Genomic DNA, 20,280 nt, shown 5'->3' on the forward strand with positions numbered 1-20,280 from the left:
CCTGTTATTCATTATTGTATAGACTATACGATATTGAATAATAAAAAAGCAAGACAATTTCAATAATTCTCTTAAATAGGCTCAATGAGTATTGATAGGTTGCGAACAAGCTTTCAAGCTTTACGATACTAAATACCTATTCTAAATGACGCAATTCAATACTATACTATTCTAGATATTCCATTTATTACACATACAGGAGGTTTCACATGAAAGCTGCGTTAACGATTATTACTTCCCTTTTACTGGCTATTACGATCGGGGCATTGCCCGCATTGGCCGTTTCTGAAGATAGCCGCGATTTTGAGCGCTTTTTGCAAAGCATCAAATGGGAAAAAGCGGATTATCTAGCTTATTTGGACAGCAAAGACTGGTCACTTGATGAGTTCGACTCCGTCGACGAATTGGGTACACCGCTTTCAGAAAATGGAGTGTCAAAAGTATTAAAAACATACAATCTGACACGTGCAGAGTTGAATAGTTTACTCGAGGAATTCGGGGAAATTGACAAAGGTGAAGATGTACTTGATGGCACTTACCTCATCTTTACTGAAGAATTGATAGAAGCTGTCGACTTTTACTTATCCTACCAGCAAGATTGGACGCCGATATCTGATGCTGGATTGGCGGCCTTGGCTGCCAAGTATGGATTTTCTTCCACATCTGAACTTGAAGAATTCCTGAACTCCTTCGATGATTCCATTGAAAATTATGATTTCATCGAAGACTTGGAAAGCTCGATTGTGTTCTACCAGGAAGACTGGTTGTTCGAAATGGATTTCGATAGTTTGTTTGCGGAATTCGGATTGACCGAGCAGGAACTTGAACGGCTTATGCAACATTTTGAAACAATCGATTACATGAATCCAGAGTTCGAAGAGCGTTTGATGCAATTAAGCGAACGGATGATGGCAATCGAAGAGTTTTCGACGGTTACCGAATTGAGTGCAGAACAAATTGCGGAGTTGTTGGCAATATACGATGAATTCATGAAGCTTTTCGAAATGGAAGCCAAATATTATTTTATTAAAGGCGACGAGAAAAAGGAAATGAACATCCAATCGCTTATCTCTTTGGAAACGACGGATGGATATGACTTGTTGATCGAGTTGTACAACCTGCAAGGTGATTTTTTGGCGGACATCCTATTGACCGCTGAAATGTTCGGCTCCGAACTGATTGTGGATACAGGAAAAGAATTGGGCGGCACGACGCCGACCATTACTCCGATCCCCCCGAAAACAAATATTGAAAGTACAACGCACCAGACGGTCAAAGGCGGAAAATTGCCAAACACCGCTAGTAGCTTTGCCACAAACGCAGCAATCGGCCTTGGTTTTGTCTTGTTCGGCGCATTGTTGCTAAGACGCAACCGGGCAAAACGGGCAGCATGACCAAGAAAAAAACTTCCTGGCTCGTCACCGCCACGGCAGCCGGCATGATTTTGTTCGGCCTATGGTTCAGCGGCACACAAGCGGCGACGTTTTTAAAAGGCTATATGCTGTATAAAGCGGATTCTGTCTCTGCTGAAGATTTTGTTCCAAAACTGCAGACAAGCGATGCCCGCATCTACTTGCCCGAAAACGAATCACAAGTTGACCCAGGTACGGTTACGGTAGAAGATGATACGAGTGCAGCCAGGTCGGAAACAGCAATTCCCCAAGTACGCGGCGACTACCCCAAGAACCCGAAAATCGGGGATTTGATGGGTGAACTGGTCATCCCGAAACTTGGTGCTACTTTGCCAATCATCCACGGTACTGACGAAGATGAACTGGAAAAGGGTGTCGGTCATTACGCCAATAGCGTCATGCCCGGCCAATCCGATAACTCCGTGTTATCTGGACATCGCGACACCGTGTTCCGTGAACTCGGCAAAGTCGGCAAAGGCGATGAGTTTATCGTCCATACCGCAGACGGCACGTTTACGTACCGCGTGCGGCAAGTGCGTATTGTCGATGAGGACGACCGCACCGTCATCGTTCCGAAACCAAAAGCTACACTGACTGTGTCGACTTGCTATCCATTCGATTTTGTCGGCTATGCTCCTGATCGTTATATTCTGATTGCTGACCTCGTTTCAAGCAGTTGACACAAAAAGTGCCGTATCCTTAAAGGATTCGGCACTTTTTGTGGTTTGTTGCAAGTCTCCATTTCATTCTCCCTATACAAAAACTGCCTCCCGAAAGCTGTGTTCGCTAACTTTCGGGAGGCAGTTCTATTTGAATTATTCGACATTGATGATATCGGATACATAGAAGAACCCGTAATCATCCATCACAATGGTATACACTTTGCTGCGCTCTTGCAGCGACCAATTGCCTTGTGCATCCTTGAACTCAAATGCTTCATTCGTGCGGATAATCGCATGGTCTTGTTCAATTTCAATGCTGTTGATGTCCAGTTTATTGAAATTGTGTTCCATGTTTTTACCGGCAATCTGATCAATGTATTCAATCATGCTGTTGTAAATATTGCTTTGGTACACAAGCAAGTTTTGCACATAATAGAAGTCTTCTTCATTCAGCGCGAGCTCATAAAACTCCTGATAACTCGTGACAAATTCGGTCAAAGATTCTTCTGTAAATTCATGCGTTGTACTGTAGTCAAACTCGTAATTATCGTCTTCATACCCATCAAAATCGTCATACACGGGGAAGATTGCCGCAACGGCTTCGCGACTCATCGGCGTATTAGCCCAAGCATTCAATTGATCATACATCGAATACATCGGAATCGAGAAGCCGATCGAATCGCCATCCGGGAACAATAACGAGTTGATGCCGATGACTTTGCCAGTTCCTCCATCCAGGAGCGGGCCACCGCTTGAGCCTGGGGCTAGTGCTGCATCAATTTGGTAAATATCCTCATACGTAAACTCCTGGTAGAAATCACGGTCAATGCCTGTCAAATACCCCAAAGATGCGGTATTTTCAAAACCGGATGGGCTGCCTAGCGCAATAACTTCCGTGCCGACTGCAGTGGCTGCCATTTCTACTTCAAGCGGTTCAATCCCTGTTAAGTCTCCCACCTGAATCAATGCGATGTCCGATTCCGCTGAAATTCCAACAACGGTTCCTTCGTGGTCCTGGCCGTTAATATTGCGGACAATGACATCCGTATACCCTGCCACTACGTGAGCGTTCGTGACAACCATGCCCGTTTCCGTAAACAAGAACCCGGAGCCTTGGCCGCCTTCAGTCAAAATGGTATAGACGCGCGACTGCGCATCTTTGATGATGGCTGTTTTATCAATCTTTTTCGGTTCCACTTTTTCTTCTTGATCGGAAGGGTGTGTAATGTTTTCAGCTTTCGTTACAGTACCTTCGACCTGTTCTTCAGAAGACACTTGCGTTTCCGGCTCTTCTACTATTACCTCTTCCTCAACTTCCGCTTCTGGCTCTGCTTCTACGACTTCTTCCGCCGGCTCTTCTTCGACAACCTCTTCTTCGACTGCTTCGGTTTCTTCCTGCGGCAACGCCTGTTCCGGTTCATCGTTTCCGATCAATTGGCTAAGCCCAAGTCCCAACCCTAAAAGCGCTACTAATAATACGATTGCATATAAAAACTTGTTGCGTTTTGGCTTGCGCATTTTACGCGTGCCCATCGTAGCTCCGCATTTCTCACAGACTTTTGCAGACTCGCTGTTCGTTGCGCCACATTTTGTGCATTTCATAGCTGTACCTCCTGCCGGACATTTCTCATCCCCGAATTTTCTTCATTATAAACCTTAGAACGCCAAACCTCCACCTTAGGTTGCTTTTGTAATATTTTGTCCTCATTTGGTAATATATTTCAAAATTCAGAACGAATATGGGTTGCTTTTTTAGAAATTAGTCCTACGACCCGCTGCTTGAAAATTAGTTGGTCATTTGCAACTGTCTGCATCATGTGCTTACTATTTCATGGGGTACACTAGCTGAACTCTTAAAACTAAAAAAAAATGCCATTTCTCTGTAAATTTCTTCATAACAAGTATAGAAAACAAACTATATATAATAAAAAAAGCAACGCCTCAGCATCGCTTCGATCCCCGCTTTATATTGTGCCCAATCACCTGACATCTATTCCGACCACGACTTCCTGCAGTTCCAGCACTTCCCCGAACAGCTTCGCATCCGCCTGCCCGCTTGTTTTCACTTCATCGTTTATACGCTGCAACAACTCATCCAATTGGCTTTGAATTTCCTGATATTCCTCTATCGTCAAAAACCCTTTACTCTCCACGTGCTGCTCCAGCTGTTCCAAGTCTTTCAACAAACCTTGTTCATGAGGGCCCAGCCGTTCGATCACTTCACGGCCCGGTTCGTGTTCTTTATCCGCCTGTGCGGTTTGCAGCGGATATGTTGCTGGTTCAAAATGTGCGAGTGCCAGTCCAAAAGCCAGTGCCGAAAATGACATGTTCAGAGCAGAAATCTTCAAATGATTTTCCTCCTTTGAATGGGGCTGCTTTCACTATTAGCGTAACCGACTTTTCTCATCTCGTGACTACTTCAGCAAACACTTCATCAATTCTTAACAAACTTTACAATTATTTTTTCCCATAAAAAAAACCACTGGCACATGCCAGCGGTTTTTCGTTATCTATAGTCAGCTCGAGTCTTGCGGCTGTTACGCGGAACTTTCTTTTGCTGTTCCAATTCACGTTCACGGTTTTCGATTTTTGCGGAAATAAGACCCAATAGAACACCGAATCCAGCACCGACAAATACTTCGACCGGCTGATGGCCCAGCAATTCTTTTAGCTCTTTATCGCGTTCTACATACTCGAAACTTGGGAATTCACCCGAGATTTTTGAAAAGCTGTCTTCTAGGTCATTGACCAGTCTCGCGATTTCACCCGTGTGACGGCGGATGCCCTGTGCATCATACATGACGATGGCACCGAATACGACGGCAAGCGCCGTTTCAGTATGACGGGCACCTTTATTGGCTGCGACATAAGAAGCAAGTGCTGCTACGCCTGCAGAGTGGGAACTTGGCATGCCTCCAGTGGTGAACGCTTGTTGCCAATCCCATTTATCTGTTACCACTTTATGGGTGACAATTTTTAATGCCTGAGCAACGCCGATTGCCCCAAGTGCTGTGATCATTCCACGATTCATTTCTTTCATCTCTTTCATTGTTTTCATTTTGTTCATTTTTTCCATCCTCCAATACAGTAACTGCTGCGGCTCAAGCCGCCTGATAACCCTCTTTACCCTCATCCGTTAAAGAATATGTACTGGGTGGATTGTTTTTTTAAAACTATTGGCATAGCAATCATTGTGCGCTCAACTAAAAAATCCCCCTCAGTGCTGAGAGGGATTAAACTATTTCAATAACTTATCGATTTCAAACTTCACTTCCGAACTGACCGCTCCTTTACTTCCGAAAATAGTAAAATTGGTATAATTCGGCAGCAGGCTGTAGGTGGAATGCGGCACTGAATTTTTTGCCGTCAACAAGATCGGCGCATCCACTTTCGCTGCAAGGACGGAACCAGCGAGTGCATCCGGAAAATTCATGCCCGTCGCGATAAATGCTTTTTGATTGCCCATTGGCAACCGTTGATTGATCAGTTTGCCCGTATCGTAGCGAGTTGCGCCGCCGAAGCGTTCAGCGCCCGGCAATTGCTTGAACACTTCTGCACTGATGGCACCGGTCCCGCCGGTTACAATGGTTGAGCTTTTGCCGGCCAGAGCTGCTTTCGTTTCAGGCGGCAAGCTTGTGGTCCGTGTCAGTAAAATCGGAATGCCTTGTTTCGCCGCGTAAGGAGAAACGGACAACACGTCCGGGAAGTTTTGGCCATTGGTGATGACGGCACGTTTGCTCGGGATGCGTTTCGCGATCAAAGCGGCTGTTTCATAACGGGTTTGTCCACCGATACGGGTGATTTCTAGCCCGATGTTCTTGATCTGAGCTTCAACTTTTACTGACAAAGCACCTGTACTGCCTAACAAGATGGCATTACTCGCACCTAAGCGGCGGATTTCCGCTGCCGTATCCGGATGCAATGTATCGCCTTTTGTCAGCAGGATCGGAGCTCCTTCCCCGTAAGCGAGCGGCCCACCGGCTAACGCATCCGGAAAATCAGTGCCTGTCGCAATGACCACGGTCGAAGCATCCGACCAGCCGGCTTTGGAAATATTGACTGCCGTTTCATAGCGGTTCGCACCCGCAATGCGATTGGACCATTTTGTCGCGTCCATCTTGAGCGCTTCGTTTATATTCAGGCGCCCGTAACCGTAATACGGATCTTTTCCTTTCACTCCAAGATCTGTCGCTGTCAGCATCAAACGCCCCATAATATCGTTGCCCGTCAAATTCGGCTCGTGCGCTTTCAGTAATGCCGCAGCTCCGGATACAATTGGTGTCGACATCGACGTTCCGCTCAGTTCCCCGAACGATTCGTATCCTATAGCCGGGTCGGTCGGCAAAATCGAGAAGATATTGCTGCCAGGCGCTGCGATATCAACCCATAACCCGTAGTTTGAGAACTCAGAACGCTTATCCCCAGCATCGGTAGACGCGACCGCCAATACTTCTCCATATGCTGCCGGATAATGCGGGGAATCAATATCATCGTTGCCTGCCGCCGCGATGACCAAAACGCCTTGTGCAGAAGCATAACGTACAGCTTTAGCTAAAACATCCGCATCAAAATAAGCTCCGAGGCTCAAATTGATGATATCTGCCCCAGCCGACACCGCATGATAGACACCAGCTGCCACATCGGTGATATAACCGACCTCGCCGTCAAATACATCGATCGGCATAATGCTCGTGTTCGGAGCGACGCCAACGCCGCCCACACCATTGTTCATGCCGCTTGCAATCAGCCCTGCCACATGGGTGCCGTGCGCATCGATACTGACCTTGGCATTTTTCGTAATGATGTTATACGGAGCGACGATGCGCCCTTTTAAATCAGGATGTTTCAAATCGAAGCCATCATCAATGACCGCCACCAGCACATCCGGCTTGCCGGTCGTCTTCTGCCATGCGGCTTCTGAACCGATGCGCTGATGATGATATTGATACCCTTTATAATAAGGATCGGTTGGTATGACGGTCAGCTGCACTTGGTAGTCAGGCTCGACATATTCGATATCCTCACGCTTCTCGAGTTCCGCCATGAACGATTCCAGCGTTTGGCCTTCCGGTACATCGATTGTGACAATGGGATCGCTGGTGGCGCCTGCAGTAGGGACTTTTTGTGTACTGAATACATCCAACTCAGTCGTTTCATCCATTTTCACGATGACGCGATCCGTCGTCGGCTGTGCAGCCGCTTGAACATTTTCCGAAGGGTTGATGCCAATCAGAGAAAGGACTAATACAATAGCCGCTATAATTGCCGTGGTGTTCTTCATGATCATTCTCCTCACTATACGATTAGTCTAATCATCCCTATTTTTCTGAAAATTCAACATATTAATTAAGGAAATTATACGGCCTTTCCGGATATTTTCCTAGTGAATGTTAAAATTCTTTTGAATTTCAATAAGAAATGGATACTAATCTCTATCTCACTTTAATCAAATTTTAGCACTTTTGACATAAACTTAAATACTTCTATTAAAAAAACAGCTGCTTATCAAAAGAATGATAAGCAGCTGTTGCAACTGGTAATCTGTTATTTGCTCAATTCCGAAACAGTTGTTGGAATGACCGCTTCATGCAGCAAGACGTCCAATTCGTTCATATAACGCTCCTGCTGATCGTCCGTCCATTGGAACACGACAGCCATATAGTCGTTCACCGCACGTTTGTGCGAGCGCACCCACTCAATATCAAAATACAAGGCGCCCGTACGGCGAATGAAAAAGTCGACTGGTTTGCATACCGCTTCGGCTTCGATGCCGTAGCGCAGCATAGCGTAGACAAGCGGGTCCAGGCTGGCATCAGCCGCTTCGGCCAAGCCTTCTTTATAGAAATCCAACACCACATCGACATTGGCTCCGTAACGGTCGACGAGCAATTCCATCGCATCCGTCGTCAGGCCGTATTCAGAAGAACGGTTCAAGCGATCTGCTTTCAATGCTTTAAACCCTTTCGACCCGCCGACTTCCCCACCAGATAACGCCATTTTCTTCGTTGACACTTTCGGGAATGTTGCACCGCTTTCGCTCTCTAATTGCTTGGAGACAAGGTCGATGATGTTCTCGCCCATTTTGCGGTAGCCGGTCAATTTGCCCCCAGCAATGGAAATCAAACCGGAATCCGAGACGAAGATTTCGTCTTTGCGGGATATTTCTGATGGGTCTTTGCCTTCTTCATGGATGAGCGGACGCAGTCCAGCCCAGCTCGATTCGACGTCCTCCACTGTAATGGCCACATCAGGGAACATGAAGTTGACGGCTTCCAACACATAATCGCGGTCTTCACGTGTCATCGTCGGGTGGGCGATGTCTTGTTTATATACCGTATCGGTCGTGCCGACATACACTTTGCCTTGTCGCGGAATGGCGAATGCCATGCGGCCGTCCGGCATGTCAAAGTAAATGGCTTGGCGCAATGGGAAACGCGATTGGTCGAATACTAAGTGGATGCCTTTTGTCAGCTGCAAAGTTTTGCCGTTTTTCGATTTGTCTTCATCGCGCAAAGTGTCGACCCATGGGCCAGCTGCATTGACGATTTTCTTGGCGAAAATCTCATGGATTTTGCCGTTGAGCTGGTCTTCCGCCACGACACCAACCACTTTGCCGTTATCGTAAAGGAACCCTTTCACTTTTACATAGTTCAAGGCAAGCGCACCTTTTTCAACTGCTTTTTTCATCACTTCCATCGTCAGGCGTGCATCATCGGTTTTATACTCGACGTAATAGCCCGCGCCTTTCAAACCGTCTTGTTTCACTAACGGCTCTAGGTTCATCGCTTTAGATCGTGATAGCATTTGGCGGCGTTCGCCTTTTTTGACGCCTGCCAAGAAGTCATAGACACGCAAGCCGACATTTGTGCTGAGCGGTCCGAATGTGCCGCCTTTATGGAACGGCAGCATCATCCATTCCGGCGTTGTGACGTGCGGGCCGTTTTCATAGACGATTTCACGTTCTTTGCCGACTTCTGCGACCATCTTCACTTCGAATTGCTTCAAGTAGCGCAAGCCGCCATGGACAAGCTTGGTCGAACGGCTAGACGTACCGGCTGCAAAATCCTGCATTTCAAGAACGCCAGCACGCATGCCACGTGCGGACGCGTCAAGTGCAATCCCAGCCCCTGTAATGCCGCCTCCGATGATCAATACATCAAGTGGTGCATGTGTTAATTGTTGGTAAGTTTCTGTACGCAATAAGCTTGAAAATTTCATTCTTTACCGACTCCTTATCCATTATTTTCCATATAAAAAGAGAGACCTGTACACAGCCGCAGAATTCGCTCCTGCTGCACTGGTATGGTCTCTCCGTATCTCCGGCCATATATGTCTCGATATTAACTTGTTGGTTTAGTTGACGGGCTTGAAAGTCCGCGTCGCTGCTACGGCATTTTTCCAGCCAGCGTAAAGCCGCTCGCTCGTTTCATCCGACATATGCGGCTCGTAGGTTTTGTCGAGCTGCCATTGTGCCGCGATTTCGTCTTTATCTTTCCAGAATCCTGTTGCTAAGCCTGCCAAGTACGCAGCGCCAAGTGCAGTCGTTTCCTGGATTTGGGGACGTTCGACCGCCACGTGCAGAAGATCGGACTGGAACTGCATCAGCATATCGTTGCCGACCGCACCGCCGTCTACGCGCAAAGTCTTCAATTCAATCCCTGCATCTTCTATCATAACATCTACGACGTCTTTTGTCTGGTATGCAAGCGCCTCGAGCGTCGCCCGGATGAAATGCGCTTTCGTCGTACCGCGCGTCAAACCGAACACCGCGCCTCTCGCATCGGTATCCCAATAAGGCGTGCCGAGTCCTACAAATGCCGGCACCATGTAAACGCCGTCTGTCGAGTCTACTTGATTGGCATAGTCTTCGCTTTCCGGAGCAGTCTCAATGATTTGCAACCCGTCGCGCAGCCATTGGATTGCTGAGCCCGCGACAAAGATGCTGCCTTCGAGTGCATATTCCACTTTGCCATCGACGCCCCAAGCGAGTGTTGTGAGCAGCCCATGTTCGGATTCCACCGCTTTTTCACCCGTGTTCATGAGCATGAAGCAGCCGGTTCCGTACGTGTTTTTCGCCATGCCTTTTTCAAAGCAAGCTTGTCCGAACAATGCAGCCTGCTGGTCGCCGGCAATGCCTGCGATCGGCACGCTATAGCCGAAGAAATGATACTCGATCGTATTTGCGTATACTTCTGATGACTGGCGCACTTCTGGCAGCATGCTTTTTGGTACCGTCAAGATTTCGAGCAGCTCATCATCCCATTTTAGTTCGTGGATATTGTACATGAGTGTACGGGATGCGTTGCTGTAATCGGTAATGTGCGCAGCACCGCCCGATAATTTATAGACGAGCCAAGTGTCGATCGTTCCGAACATCAAGTCGCCCTGTTCGGCTTTTTCTCTGGCGCCTTCGACATTATCGAGAATCCATTTGACTTTCGTGCCGGAAAAATACGCGTCGATCAACAGGCCGGTTTTCTTGCGGAATGTCTCATTTAAATCACGTTCTTTCAAGTCGTTGCAGATACCGTCTGTCTGGCGCGATTGCCAGACGATTGCTTTATAAATCGGCTTGCCGGTATGACGGTCCCAAACAACCGTAGTTTCCCGCTGGTTGGTGATGCCGATGCCAGAGATTTCTGATGGGTCGATATCCGTAACGCGCAGTACTTCCGCGATGCACGCGAGGACCGAAGTCCAAATTTCGTTGGCATCATGCTCCACCCAGCCTGGTTTCGGGAAAAATTGCTGGAATTCCTGCTGCCCCGTGCCGACAATTTCGCCTGCATGGTTCCACAAAACTGCACGTGAACTCGTTGTTCCTTGGTCGATCGATAAAATATATTTTTTGCTCAATGGAATCGCCTCCGCTTGTTTAGGAAATGGTGTTTTCGTTATATTGTTTCGCTTTTACGCTGTCCTTTTTCAATTCTACACTTGCGGCACCGGCAAATACCAGGATGAGTACAAAACTCATCGCGAAGAACGGCACGCTAAAGTCGCCTGTAAACATCGCTTTGTAGAAAACCGCGCCGTAGATGCCGCCAAAGATTGGCCCGACAATCGGCACCCATGCATAACTCCAGTCCGACGAACCTTTACCGGGAATCGGCAGCAGTGCATGCGCAATGCGGGGCCCCAAATCACGGGCCGGATTGATGGCATAACCGGTCGTTCCGCCGAGCGACATGCCGATCGCAATGATCAATGCACCGACAATCAATGGATTCAAGCCTTCTGTAAATTCATTGGCACCGATAAACAATAAGCCCATGACGAGCACTGCCGTACCAATGATTTCGCTGACCAGATTGGATAAGGGGCGGCGGACTGCAGGGATTGTCGCAAAGACGCCCAGCTTGCTTTCCGCCTCTTTCGTCCGTTCCCAGTGAGGCAAATAATTAAAGAACACAATGACTGCACCGATTATGGCACCAGCTAACTGTCCTGCTATGTATACTGGCACTTCAGACCAAGCAAATTCGCCGACAAACGCAAACCCGAGCGTAACTGCCGGATTCAAGTGTGCTCCTGAGAAATTCCCGACTGCATAAACCCCCATGGTGACTGCAAGTCCCCACGCGATAGTAATGACGATCCAACCTGAGTTTTCCGCTTTGGAATCTTTTAAAACAACGCCGGCAACGACTCCTGCCCCAAAAATGATGAGGATCATCGTACCGATCAACTCTGCCAAAAACACTGTCATATTGCTCGCTCCTTTTTGGATGCACCGCTCTTGCGAAAATTGAAGCAAGGAAAAGCCCGGCTCATCACTTATACTTGAATACCCGAACACGAAAAAAACCCGCAACGAACCGAGGCTCTATAATATGAGCCTTGTCCGATGCGGGTCTCCTAATCTCCTGCACGGTGCTTAACTTGTAAAATCAATTTAGCAGTTTCTGAAAACGCTGTCAACAGTTTCAGTTGCCGCTATGTAGTCAAGCAACGATGGTCCAGCTGCTGACTTTTCCTGAAGCTATGGATTTCCTCATTTATCCCATAGCTCGGGCTGGGATGTCGAAATCGCCTGCGCCCCGCCCTCATAAGCCAGTTCGATATCTTCCTGCGTGCGGATCAAACCGCCCGCAATGATCGGGATTCCGGTGCGTTCGTGCACTTCTTTGATGATCGATGGAATCAAACCAGGCAACAGTTCAATATAATCCGGCTTCACTTGGTCGATCAATGATAAATTATGTTCAAGCGCATGGCTATCGAGCAAGAACAAGCGCTGAATGGTTGTCAATTTATTCTTTTTCGCAAGCGCGATGACGCTGCTTCGCGTCGAAACGATGCCGTCCGGCTTTACTTCACGGATCAAGTATTCAAACCCATATGCATCCGCTTTCAAGCCCTGAATCAAATCCGCATGCAGAATCACTTTCTTGCCTGCTTTTTTCGCTGCTGCAACAAGCGGCTTGAGTTGCGCGAGACGCACTTCGAGGAAAATAATCGTTTCCTGGTTGCTCGCAAGCAAGCGTTCAAATTCTTTCAAATTCCGCATAACCGGCAATACACCCTTTAACACAACCACCAGTTTCTCCTCCTCCGCTGTAAATACAATATACGGTCATTATGCGCCAGCTTACTGCTCCGCACAACTAATAAACCCCTAGCTTCATTTTGTATGTCTTTTGCGCTAAAATGGAAGAAATCACCTATAAGGAGTTGGCAGCTATGCGCGTCAAGAAAATAGCAAACGTCTATCAACTGGCGTTTCTGCCGTCGTTGTTTCCCATCAACTGTTATTTGGTCGAAGAGCAGGAAGAACTGACGCTCATCGATTGCGGATTGGCAGGAGCAGCACGCGACATTGCATTATCCGCAAAAGCGATCGGCAAACCCATCACCAAAATCGCTTTGACTCATGCCCACGTCGACCACGTCGGTGCTCTCGACGAATTGAAGAAACGCTTTCCGGAGGCGGAGGTCAGCGCCTCCGAGCGGGAAGCAAAAATTCTTTCAGGCGATAAAAGCCCTTCAACCGGAGATGCCGGCAAGCTCGTCAAAGGCGGCGTCCCGAAAAACATCGCAACAAAGCCGGACCGTCTCTTGGAACAAGGCGATTTTGTCGGCTCGCTCGAAGTCGTTGATTCTCCGGGCCATTCGCCAGGTTCGATTTCTTTTTTCGACAGACGCACCGGCTTTCTGATTGCGGGAGATGCGTTCCAAACACGCGGCGGCATCGCCGTGTCCGGAACATTGAAACCGCTTTTCCCATTTCCGGCACTCGCCACATGGGACAAACAGATTGCGCTCGACAGCGCGAAAAAGTTAACCGCGCTGCAGCCGACCTACCTGGCTGTCGGCCACGGCCGAATGCTTGACCATCCAGTGCGCTTTATGGAACAGGCAATTCGCGATGCCGAACAAAAACTCAAAAACTAGCCTCCCGCATATGGGACGGCTAGTTTTTCTTCTGTTCAAGCTGTTGCCTCGCTACTTTCATAAACCACACCGGGCGCGAAATATCCGATACTTCCTCTACCCGCTGGACAATCTTGAATCCGACTTTTTCATACGCACGGATGGCAGGGATATTGCGGACGTCCGGGTCGGTCACACAGCAATTCACCGAGCCGTCGCTAAACACGATATCTTCCAAAAAGCGCCGGATGATTTGTTGCCCGAAACCTTTGCCCCGAAACGGCGGCGCCCCGATCAAAACATCGAGACCGGCCGCGCGCTCCAGTTCCGCGAATTTTTCACTGCCCGGGTAATCGCTCCATCGAAAGGTTTGGATATAGCCGATCGGTTGCTCCTCGTAAAAAATCATATACGGTTCCGTCGGGTCGCTCCCTTTAATGCTGCCGACGAATTCGTGCACAAACTCTTTGTAAGTCCCGCTATAGCTATATCCCCAGAAGCGGTTGATCGGCGGTTCTTTAGTGATCCATTCATACAGCAGCGGCAAATGCTCACGCCGCAGCCTCTCAAAACTGATATTGTCCACTTGCAATCCCATTAAGCATCCCTCCGGCGCAGCATCAATCCCGGTCTTTGTCCACCAGCGGCTGCAAATATTCTCCGAGGCGTTCGTTCGGCAGTGAAAACATGGATTCGACCGGCGAGTAATTGCCGGCAAGACGACCGATCGGCGCTAGCTTTTTCGTGTCGATGCGCCCGTTATGGTATAACTCGTCCTGAACATGAAAACGCACCACTTTTCCGATGACCAAATGATCATCACCGAGCGCAATCACTTGATGCAGCACACATTCCATGCTGACTGGCGACTCTTCTACACGGGGCACAGAGACCACTTCAGATGCCGTTGGCGTGAGTCCCGCGTAGTCAAATTCATCGACATCTGGCGCGACATGCTCGCCGCTTATAGCCATCTTGTTGGCCAGCGGCGCCGATACGATGTTCACCACAAATTCACCGCACTCTCTAATATTCGCCAGCGTGTCTTTCACCGTCCCGGACCGCGCTTCGACCCCTTCGCCGATTGAGAAAATGAGCATCGGAGGATTGCGCGAAGCGACCGTAAAAAAACTAAAAGGCGCTAAATTCAATTCGCCTGCCTTTGACAATGAAGACACCCAAGCTATCGGGCGCGGCAACACACTGCCGATCAGCAGCTTATAATTTTCCTTGCTCGTTTGTTCTGTAGGATCGATAATCACGAACGCCCACTCCTTTTTCTATTGTTCCGAACCCTTGTCTCCTCGGTCAGCGGACTTCTGCAGCACATAACCAATCAAAGAAATCACCGCTAAATAAGGCACTATCATCCGTTCATAATTTGCCCAAAGCCCATTTTGTGGGCCATACCAGCTATATAGACCCCATAGCACATAAAAGCAGTATCCGATTGCGACAAATTTAAGCCATACCATTCGCTTTAACCAAAACGGAAGCAATAGCCCCCCGAGCAAAAAGCTCCCCAGTTGGATTATGCCCATCCATTGATAAATGACCTCCACCTTTCCCACACCCCAGCCGTCATTAGTTAATGTGGATTCGTTTCCACATCGATAATATATAATCTTTCGCCACCGTAGCCCGAGAACCCTTTTAATGCAATTTATCGGGGAGATAATTGTATAGAATCCGCTAACTTCCTGTTATCCGAAGCCATATATTACGCGGTTCGAATCACTAAAATAGACCTATAAAACAAAAACACTTTCTGTCTTTTCTGACAATAAAGGTTTATAATATAGTTAATAATTAGGGAGGTGTCTTATATGGAATGGGATCGCAAACTCGCCCAGTGGCGCTCCGAAGGCCTCATCGACCAGGAAGCCGTAGAACGCATCCAGGCGTTTGAAACCCGTCAGCCGAAAAAGCGAAAACTGCCGCTTTTGCTCATCATCGGCTTGATTTTCTTTGCACTTGCCGTTTTCAGTTTTATCGCTGCCAACTGGCAAGCTATTCCACCAATCGCTAAAGTCGGCATGGTCGTCCTGCTTATGTGGATCTTCTACGTGCTCGCCCATTTTTCCGAGAAAAAACATTTTGGCCAACCGATTATATTCCGCATTATTGGCTATGCGATGTTCGGCGCCAGTTTGATTGTGACAGGGCAAGCCTTCCACCTTGGAACCTCCTCAAGCATCGTTCCGTGGGCATTGTTCATTGCCGCTTTGGCGCATTTCTTCATTTGGCGACACGCTGCGTTCACTCTCATAGCGTTTATTAGCGGGATTTCCATTCTGACCGGTGCTGCGCCGGGAATCGGGCTGATCGAATGGCTGCTGTTCATCGTTGTCGCCGCCGCTTGGTTGTTCCTAAGCAAGGATGGCGCGGCGATGATCTTCAGTTGGCTGCTGTTGTTCGGCTCCGGTTTTCTCGTCTGGAATATATGGGACATCGAAAGCCCGCTCGTGCCGATCTGGACATTGTTTGCGCTTGTTCCGCTGATGCTTCTTATCCCAAAAGACAAGCAGAAGCTATTGGCTCCGCTATACCTCATTACAGGAGCGATTCAGCTGGTTGTCTATCTCGCGATGCGCGGCGAAAGCGATATGCGGTTTGTGGACTTGAACATGACTGAATCGATCCTCTTGGCAGTGGCCGGAGCCGCTGTGTTCGCATTCGCATGGTTGCGCCACCGCGAATTGATGTGGCTCGCTGTGCTCGGTTTTGTAGGCTTCATGCTCTATGATGAAACGGCCATCGCTCTTGCCATCGTGGCTGAATTGACTGCACTCGGCTACTTGATTATCGCTCAGCGGCAAGAAAAACCGCTCGCTATGGGCTTTGTCTATTTCATCGTCGTCCAATTTGTTATCTACGTCATCTATGCATGGGAACGGCTCGACATGTCGCTGTTCTTCCTGATCGGCGCCATCCTGCTGTTCGTGCTATCAGGCATCGCCTGGTGGCTTAACCGCAAGAAAGAAGGTGCTGTGTCATGAAGAAATGGCTAATGCCCGCCCTGCAGACCGCATTCGTCGGCCTGCTCGTCCTGAGTTTTTATGCTACCTCCTGGTTCGGGGAACAATACGTCTTGCGTGCCGAACCATTTGATCCGTTCGATCCGTTTTACGGCGAGTATGTCATGCTGCAATATCCGGATCTTGATGCACCGTCCGGGATTTCGGATGGTGCCGTCTATTTCACCTTGACTGAAGGCGAAGATGGCTATGCCGTCATCGACCGGATTGAGGAGCGTCCGTTTTTCGGTGCCATCAACGGCAACAAATACGACCGCCGAATAGTTGCGCCTCAACTTGAAAACTTTTATGTCGAACAAGGCCGCGGCCCTGAACTTGAGGCAGCTGTCGATCTACAAGTCACGATCGATGTTTCTCCGTGGGGCTCGATCCGGCCATTGAGCATCGACGAACGTGAAGAATAGTTTCATCCATTAGCTCAGCGAAAACGCACCTGCTTTGGCTGAGCTTTTTTGTGTTTGCATAATTTCGTTTGTGGATGGGAACGTTGCTTACTTGGATCATCTTTAGGACTTAGGAGAGCTAGAATTGGCTTGCAGAGATGTATGGGTCGGTGTGCTGGCCGTCACTCAAATATCCGCCGCCTTGCTTTGGGTTGGCCTCTTGTCATAAGCCAGGGAAGATCGCCTGTCTTACGACATCGGCTCACCCGTGAGCGCTAGGCGGCTTTTCTTTTTCTTTGAGACTAGCCAGTTAAAGTGGGGCTTTCTTTGTGGAATGCGTCCGCTGGTTGAGGAATCGCTTCCTTAGAATTGGATCGGAGAAAAGTGAGCTGGAATTAACTTGCGGAGATGCGGTGTTTTTTGTTTGAGTATCACTAATCGATTCGCTGCCATGCTTAGGGATGGCCTCTTGCAGCAAGCCAGGAAGAACGTCTGTCTTGCTGCATCGGCTCACCCGTTTGCGCTAGGCAGCTTTGCGTTTTCTTTGATGCTTGCGTGTTAACGATGAGCTTTCTTTGAAGTTTTTGTCCGCTGTTTTGGGAATCGTTTCCTTAGTCGAGGGTTCAGAAAAGTAAATGAGTATTGCTCAAAAATGGATGTTGAAAACCTGTTGCACATATCTAATTATCAGGAAAATGGTGCAACACCGAACTTCGCTACAACGGAATATCAATGTCTACACATTAATTTGTAAGGACGAAAAAACTTTCAACCACTCTAAATCTAGAGACGGAGCAAATGAATAAGTGAAGGGGACCTGAGCTTATTCATTTGCGAGGCATCTGCTTACAGATGTAGAGCAGGGACCTTATTTTGCGGCACATTGGACGGGCACCCGCCCCACACCCGGGCAGCTGAAAACGCGACGTCCTGTCGCATCAGCTGCATGACCCGCATCCTGCGGGCCCTAAGCGTGCCCCTGCAGCGCAGTCTAATAGACTTTGCTATTTTAGATGATAAATCCAAGACGCCTTTTTTACTCATATTAATATAAAGCACAAAAAAACCGGAAAACCTATTGGCTGCCCAATCAGTCTATCCGGTACATCTTTATCATTATGCTTCTTCGAGCACGCCGGATTTTTCCAGCAGGCAGTTTTGGTAATAGCCGTCCATTTCTTCCCACAAAGCTTCGTTGCTGAAGTATTGGCGCACCCACTTTTGCCCCGCTATGCCTAATCGTTTACGAAGTTCGGTGTTTTGGATGAGCAGCTCCAGTTTTTCCAGCACATCTGCATGATTATTTGGATCGACCAAATAGCCGGTCTCCCCGTCCACCAGTGTATCGCGGGCGCCTGTCACGTTCGCCGCTACGACCGGAATGCCTGTCAGCGCAGCTTCTGCCGACACATTTCCAAAACCCTCACGTTTTGTCAGGAACAAAAACATATCCATAATATGATAGTACGGCACCGGGTCTAATTGGTAGTCTTCGTGTACGATGTGCGGATGTTCGGAAATCTTCTTGCGTGTACTTTCTGACACTGCATCTGCTGACTCGTAATCGCCGACAATGAGCAGGCGCAGATTCGGGTAACGACTGTTCAGCTCGAGAAAAGCACGCACTGTTTCGTCAATCCCTTTATCTTTTGTAATTCTCCCCATTGATCCAAGAACGAGATGTTCATCTGTCCAGCCATACGCAGCACGTTTTTCATCGATTCGCGCCTGCATCACCCCATCCATTTCAAAACCTTGTAAATCAAACCCATTGACGCTGCCGTGGCCTAAAATCCGGATTTTCTCTTCCGGCGCAATACCCAGTTCGACGATTTGCTGTTTCAAGCTAGGCGACACGGCAAGCATATGGGTCGACGAAGCGGCAGCGATCTTTTCCGCCATCAGCAAGATTTGGCGCTTCACACCTGTAGTCGTTTCCAAGCGCAGGCCGAGCACGTTATAAATGCGCACCGGCACCCTGCAATAATAAGAGGCGAGCGAGACGATGAGTCCGGCTTTTGGTGTACCGGCATTGACGATGTTGGGCTTTTCGGAGCGGATGAGACGGATGCAGGCGAACAGCGATTTCAAGTCTTGCTTCAACGCGATTTCACGCTCCATATTGATATGGAGCACCCGAACCCCTTCCGCTTGTTCAAAAATCTGTGCATATCCCCCTTCAGACGTTAAAGCTTTTACTTCATACCCGGCCATTTCCAATGTCTTCAATTGGCCCTTCACTATCTGCAGACTTTGTGGAATAGTCATGGCGTACAACAATTTCTTTCTCATAATCAACCGCTTCCTTCCAGAACCCCTTCACCGCATCGGCATGTGTGATTGGACTACCAATTTGTCCGAGCAATTCCTTAGCATACTGAGTTGCATCATTCTTTTTAACAGAAAACACTTTTTCACTATTCCGAATCAAATCGGTTAATATCTCGCGCTCATTAGCCAGGGCCTGATCGATTCTCAATTCAGGATTGAAAAATTCATAAGCGGTAAGAAGAGGCGAACGAAGATAATTAAAAATATAACGATTTAAGTTCATAATTTTTTGTAGAGATTCTTCTTCAGTGGTTTCTCTAACTAAATTATCTCCTCTTTCTAAGATTGCAATATGTGTTACCTTATGGACATTTGTTCGTGAGGAGTCACCAACATACTCAGTAATCTTTTTCTTATTGTTAGTTTTTTTATTGAAATAATCATATATTGAAAATCTCGTTTTAGTTATATATGAAGTTTTTGTCTGTTCATTATTTCTTATTCCAGGATAATGCCTAAAGGAATTTGTCCATGGAACCGAATAGGCTGAAAATCCATCTGTAATAGCCAAGTCTTCTGCTATGAATTCAGCTCCATAATCTGTGCAAGCTATCAGACAGCTCATGGTTTTACCAGTATTCGATGGCGCAAAAACAGTTAAAGTAGACTCGTTTTTCTTAAACGCTGAGCAATGAATTGGCGCATACCCTTTCTTCAATAACAACAAAGTAGCAAGATCGGTCATAATATAAGGTATAGAATGAAGATTCATAATTCTATGAATAATAAGTTTATAATAAGCTCGGTTAACAGTTATTTTAGGTTCATCCGATAAAAAGCCTTCTGCCCGAATTCGCATACATCCAATGCCAGCGTAATTGCGTGTGTAGTAAATTTTATCCGCCCCTTGCATCCCGTTGAAATAATGGTATTTCCCCAACCCTATGTGGTCAATATCATCATTGAACTCTTCAAGATTGACATGCATCCGGACAACGCAACGTTCATATTGTTCCCTTGTGCCCTCCGGAACATTATGTCCATATGACCAACCAAAATTTTTTATATTTGTTTTCACCCCTAGCACTCCTACAGATGCAATATAATAGTATATTTTCAATTGAAACTTCCCCTTTACTTT

The 20,280-nt window shown here is 47.7% G+C and carries 17 protein-coding genes; 5 read left to right on the forward strand and 12 right to left on the reverse strand.

Going from position 1 to position 20,280, the window contains the following annotated elements; translation table 11 throughout:
* Positions 1 to 209: 209 nt before the first annotated feature.
* Positions 210 to 1,394, forward strand: coding sequence for a processed acidic surface protein (locus ACFO5U_RS08110; protein WP_377278272.1), 1,185 nt, complete (start codon positions 210 to 212; stop codon positions 1,392 to 1,394).
* The gene (locus tag ACFO5U_RS08115; protein ID WP_377278274.1) at positions 1,391 to 2,092 is read left to right on the forward strand and encodes a class D sortase; all 702 of its coding nucleotides are present in this window, start codon (positions 1,391 to 1,393) and stop codon (positions 2,090 to 2,092) included. The genes ACFO5U_RS08110 and ACFO5U_RS08115 overlap by 4 nt, the downstream gene beginning before the upstream one ends.
* A gap of 135 nt (positions 2,093 to 2,227) precedes the next feature.
* On the opposite strand, the gene ACFO5U_RS08120 is transcribed toward ACFO5U_RS08115, so the two are convergent.
* From ACFO5U_RS08120 to ACFO5U_RS08155, 8 genes are all read right to left on the reverse strand, one after another.
* The gene (locus ACFO5U_RS08120; protein WP_377278276.1) at positions 2,228 to 3,676 is read right to left on the reverse strand and encodes a trypsin-like peptidase domain-containing protein; all 1,449 of its coding nucleotides are present in this window, start codon (positions 3,674 to 3,676) and stop codon (positions 2,228 to 2,230) included.
* Positions 3,677 to 4,053: 377 nt separating this feature from the next.
* Complete coding sequence (locus ACFO5U_RS08125) at positions 4,054 to 4,422, reverse strand: hypothetical protein (RefSeq protein ID WP_377278278.1); 369 nt, start codon at positions 4,420 to 4,422, stop codon at positions 4,054 to 4,056.
* Positions 4,423 to 4,580: 158 nt separating this feature from the next.
* Positions 4,581 to 5,114, reverse strand: coding sequence for a divergent PAP2 family protein (locus ACFO5U_RS08130; protein ID WP_377279478.1), 534 nt, complete (start codon positions 5,112 to 5,114; stop codon positions 4,581 to 4,583).
* Between the two features lie 198 nt (positions 5,115 to 5,312).
* The gene (locus ACFO5U_RS08135) at positions 5,313 to 7,355 is read right to left on the reverse strand and encodes a S8 family serine peptidase (protein ID WP_377278280.1); all 2,043 of its coding nucleotides are present in this window, start codon (positions 7,353 to 7,355) and stop codon (positions 5,313 to 5,315) included.
* A 263-nt stretch (positions 7,356 to 7,618) separates the two neighbouring features.
* Positions 7,619 to 9,292 carry a glycerol-3-phosphate dehydrogenase/oxidase gene (locus ACFO5U_RS08140; RefSeq protein ID WP_377278282.1) on the reverse strand — a complete coding sequence of 558 codons (1,674 nt, stop codon included), beginning with the start codon at positions 9,290 to 9,292 and terminating at the stop codon, positions 7,619 to 7,621.
* A 135-nt stretch (positions 9,293 to 9,427) separates the two neighbouring features.
* Complete coding sequence (gene glpK, locus ACFO5U_RS08145) at positions 9,428 to 10,930, reverse strand: glycerol kinase GlpK (protein WP_377278283.1); 1,503 nt, start codon at positions 10,928 to 10,930, stop codon at positions 9,428 to 9,430.
* A gap of 19 nt (positions 10,931 to 10,949) precedes the next feature.
* Complete coding sequence (locus ACFO5U_RS08150; RefSeq protein ID WP_377278285.1) at positions 10,950 to 11,783, reverse strand: MIP/aquaporin family protein; 834 nt, start codon at positions 11,781 to 11,783, stop codon at positions 10,950 to 10,952.
* A gap of 285 nt (positions 11,784 to 12,068) precedes the next feature.
* Complete coding sequence (locus ACFO5U_RS08155) at positions 12,069 to 12,584, reverse strand: glycerol-3-phosphate responsive antiterminator (protein ID WP_377279479.1); 516 nt, start codon at positions 12,582 to 12,584, stop codon at positions 12,069 to 12,071.
* A 173-nt stretch (positions 12,585 to 12,757) separates the two neighbouring features.
* Here ACFO5U_RS08155 and ACFO5U_RS08160 point away from each other — a divergent pair, with 173 nt between their 5' ends.
* Positions 12,758 to 13,468: an MBL fold metallo-hydrolase gene (locus tag ACFO5U_RS08160; protein ID WP_377278287.1), complete on the forward strand. Its 711-nt coding sequence runs from the start codon at positions 12,758 to 12,760 to the stop codon at positions 13,466 to 13,468.
* A 19-nt stretch (positions 13,469 to 13,487) separates the two neighbouring features.
* Here the strand turns inward: ACFO5U_RS08160 and ACFO5U_RS08165 are convergent, their stop codons facing one another.
* Both ACFO5U_RS08165 and ACFO5U_RS08170 read right to left on the reverse strand, forming a co-directional pair.
* Positions 13,488 to 14,045, reverse strand: coding sequence for a GNAT family N-acetyltransferase (locus tag ACFO5U_RS08165; protein WP_377278289.1), 558 nt, complete (start codon positions 14,043 to 14,045; stop codon positions 13,488 to 13,490).
* A gap of 22 nt (positions 14,046 to 14,067) precedes the next feature.
* Positions 14,068 to 14,709, reverse strand: coding sequence for a flavin reductase family protein (locus ACFO5U_RS08170; RefSeq protein WP_377278290.1), 642 nt, complete (start codon positions 14,707 to 14,709; stop codon positions 14,068 to 14,070).
* Positions 14,710 to 15,273: 564 nt separating this feature from the next.
* On the opposite strand from ACFO5U_RS08170, the gene ACFO5U_RS08175 reads away from it, so the two are divergent.
* Entirely contained in the window at positions 15,274 to 16,446 is a 1,173-nt protein-coding gene (locus ACFO5U_RS08175) for a DUF2157 domain-containing protein (RefSeq protein ID WP_377278292.1), read from the forward strand.
* On the forward strand, positions 16,443 to 16,889 hold the full coding sequence (locus ACFO5U_RS08180; protein WP_377278293.1) for a GDYXXLXY domain-containing protein: 447 nt from the start codon (positions 16,443 to 16,445) through the stop codon (positions 16,887 to 16,889). The genes ACFO5U_RS08175 and ACFO5U_RS08180 overlap by 4 nt, the downstream gene beginning before the upstream one ends.
* Before the next feature lie 1,095 nt (positions 16,890 to 17,984).
* Here ACFO5U_RS08180 and ACFO5U_RS08185 read toward each other — a convergent pair.
* Positions 17,985 to 19,160 (reverse strand): glycosyltransferase family 4 protein, encoded by a 1,176-nt coding sequence (locus tag ACFO5U_RS08185; protein WP_377278295.1) that lies wholly within the window; start codon positions 19,158 to 19,160, stop codon positions 17,985 to 17,987.
* Complete coding sequence (locus ACFO5U_RS08190) at positions 19,069 to 20,217, reverse strand: hypothetical protein (protein ID WP_377278297.1); 1,149 nt, start codon at positions 20,215 to 20,217, stop codon at positions 19,069 to 19,071. Before ACFO5U_RS08190 ends, ACFO5U_RS08185 begins: the two co-directional genes overlap by 92 nt.
* Positions 20,218 to 20,280 lie beyond the last annotated feature (63 nt).

This window comes from Planococcus dechangensis (genome assembly GCF_042654465.1).
GTDB lineage: Bacteria > Bacillota > Bacilli > Bacillales_A > Planococcaceae > Planococcus > Planococcus dechangensis.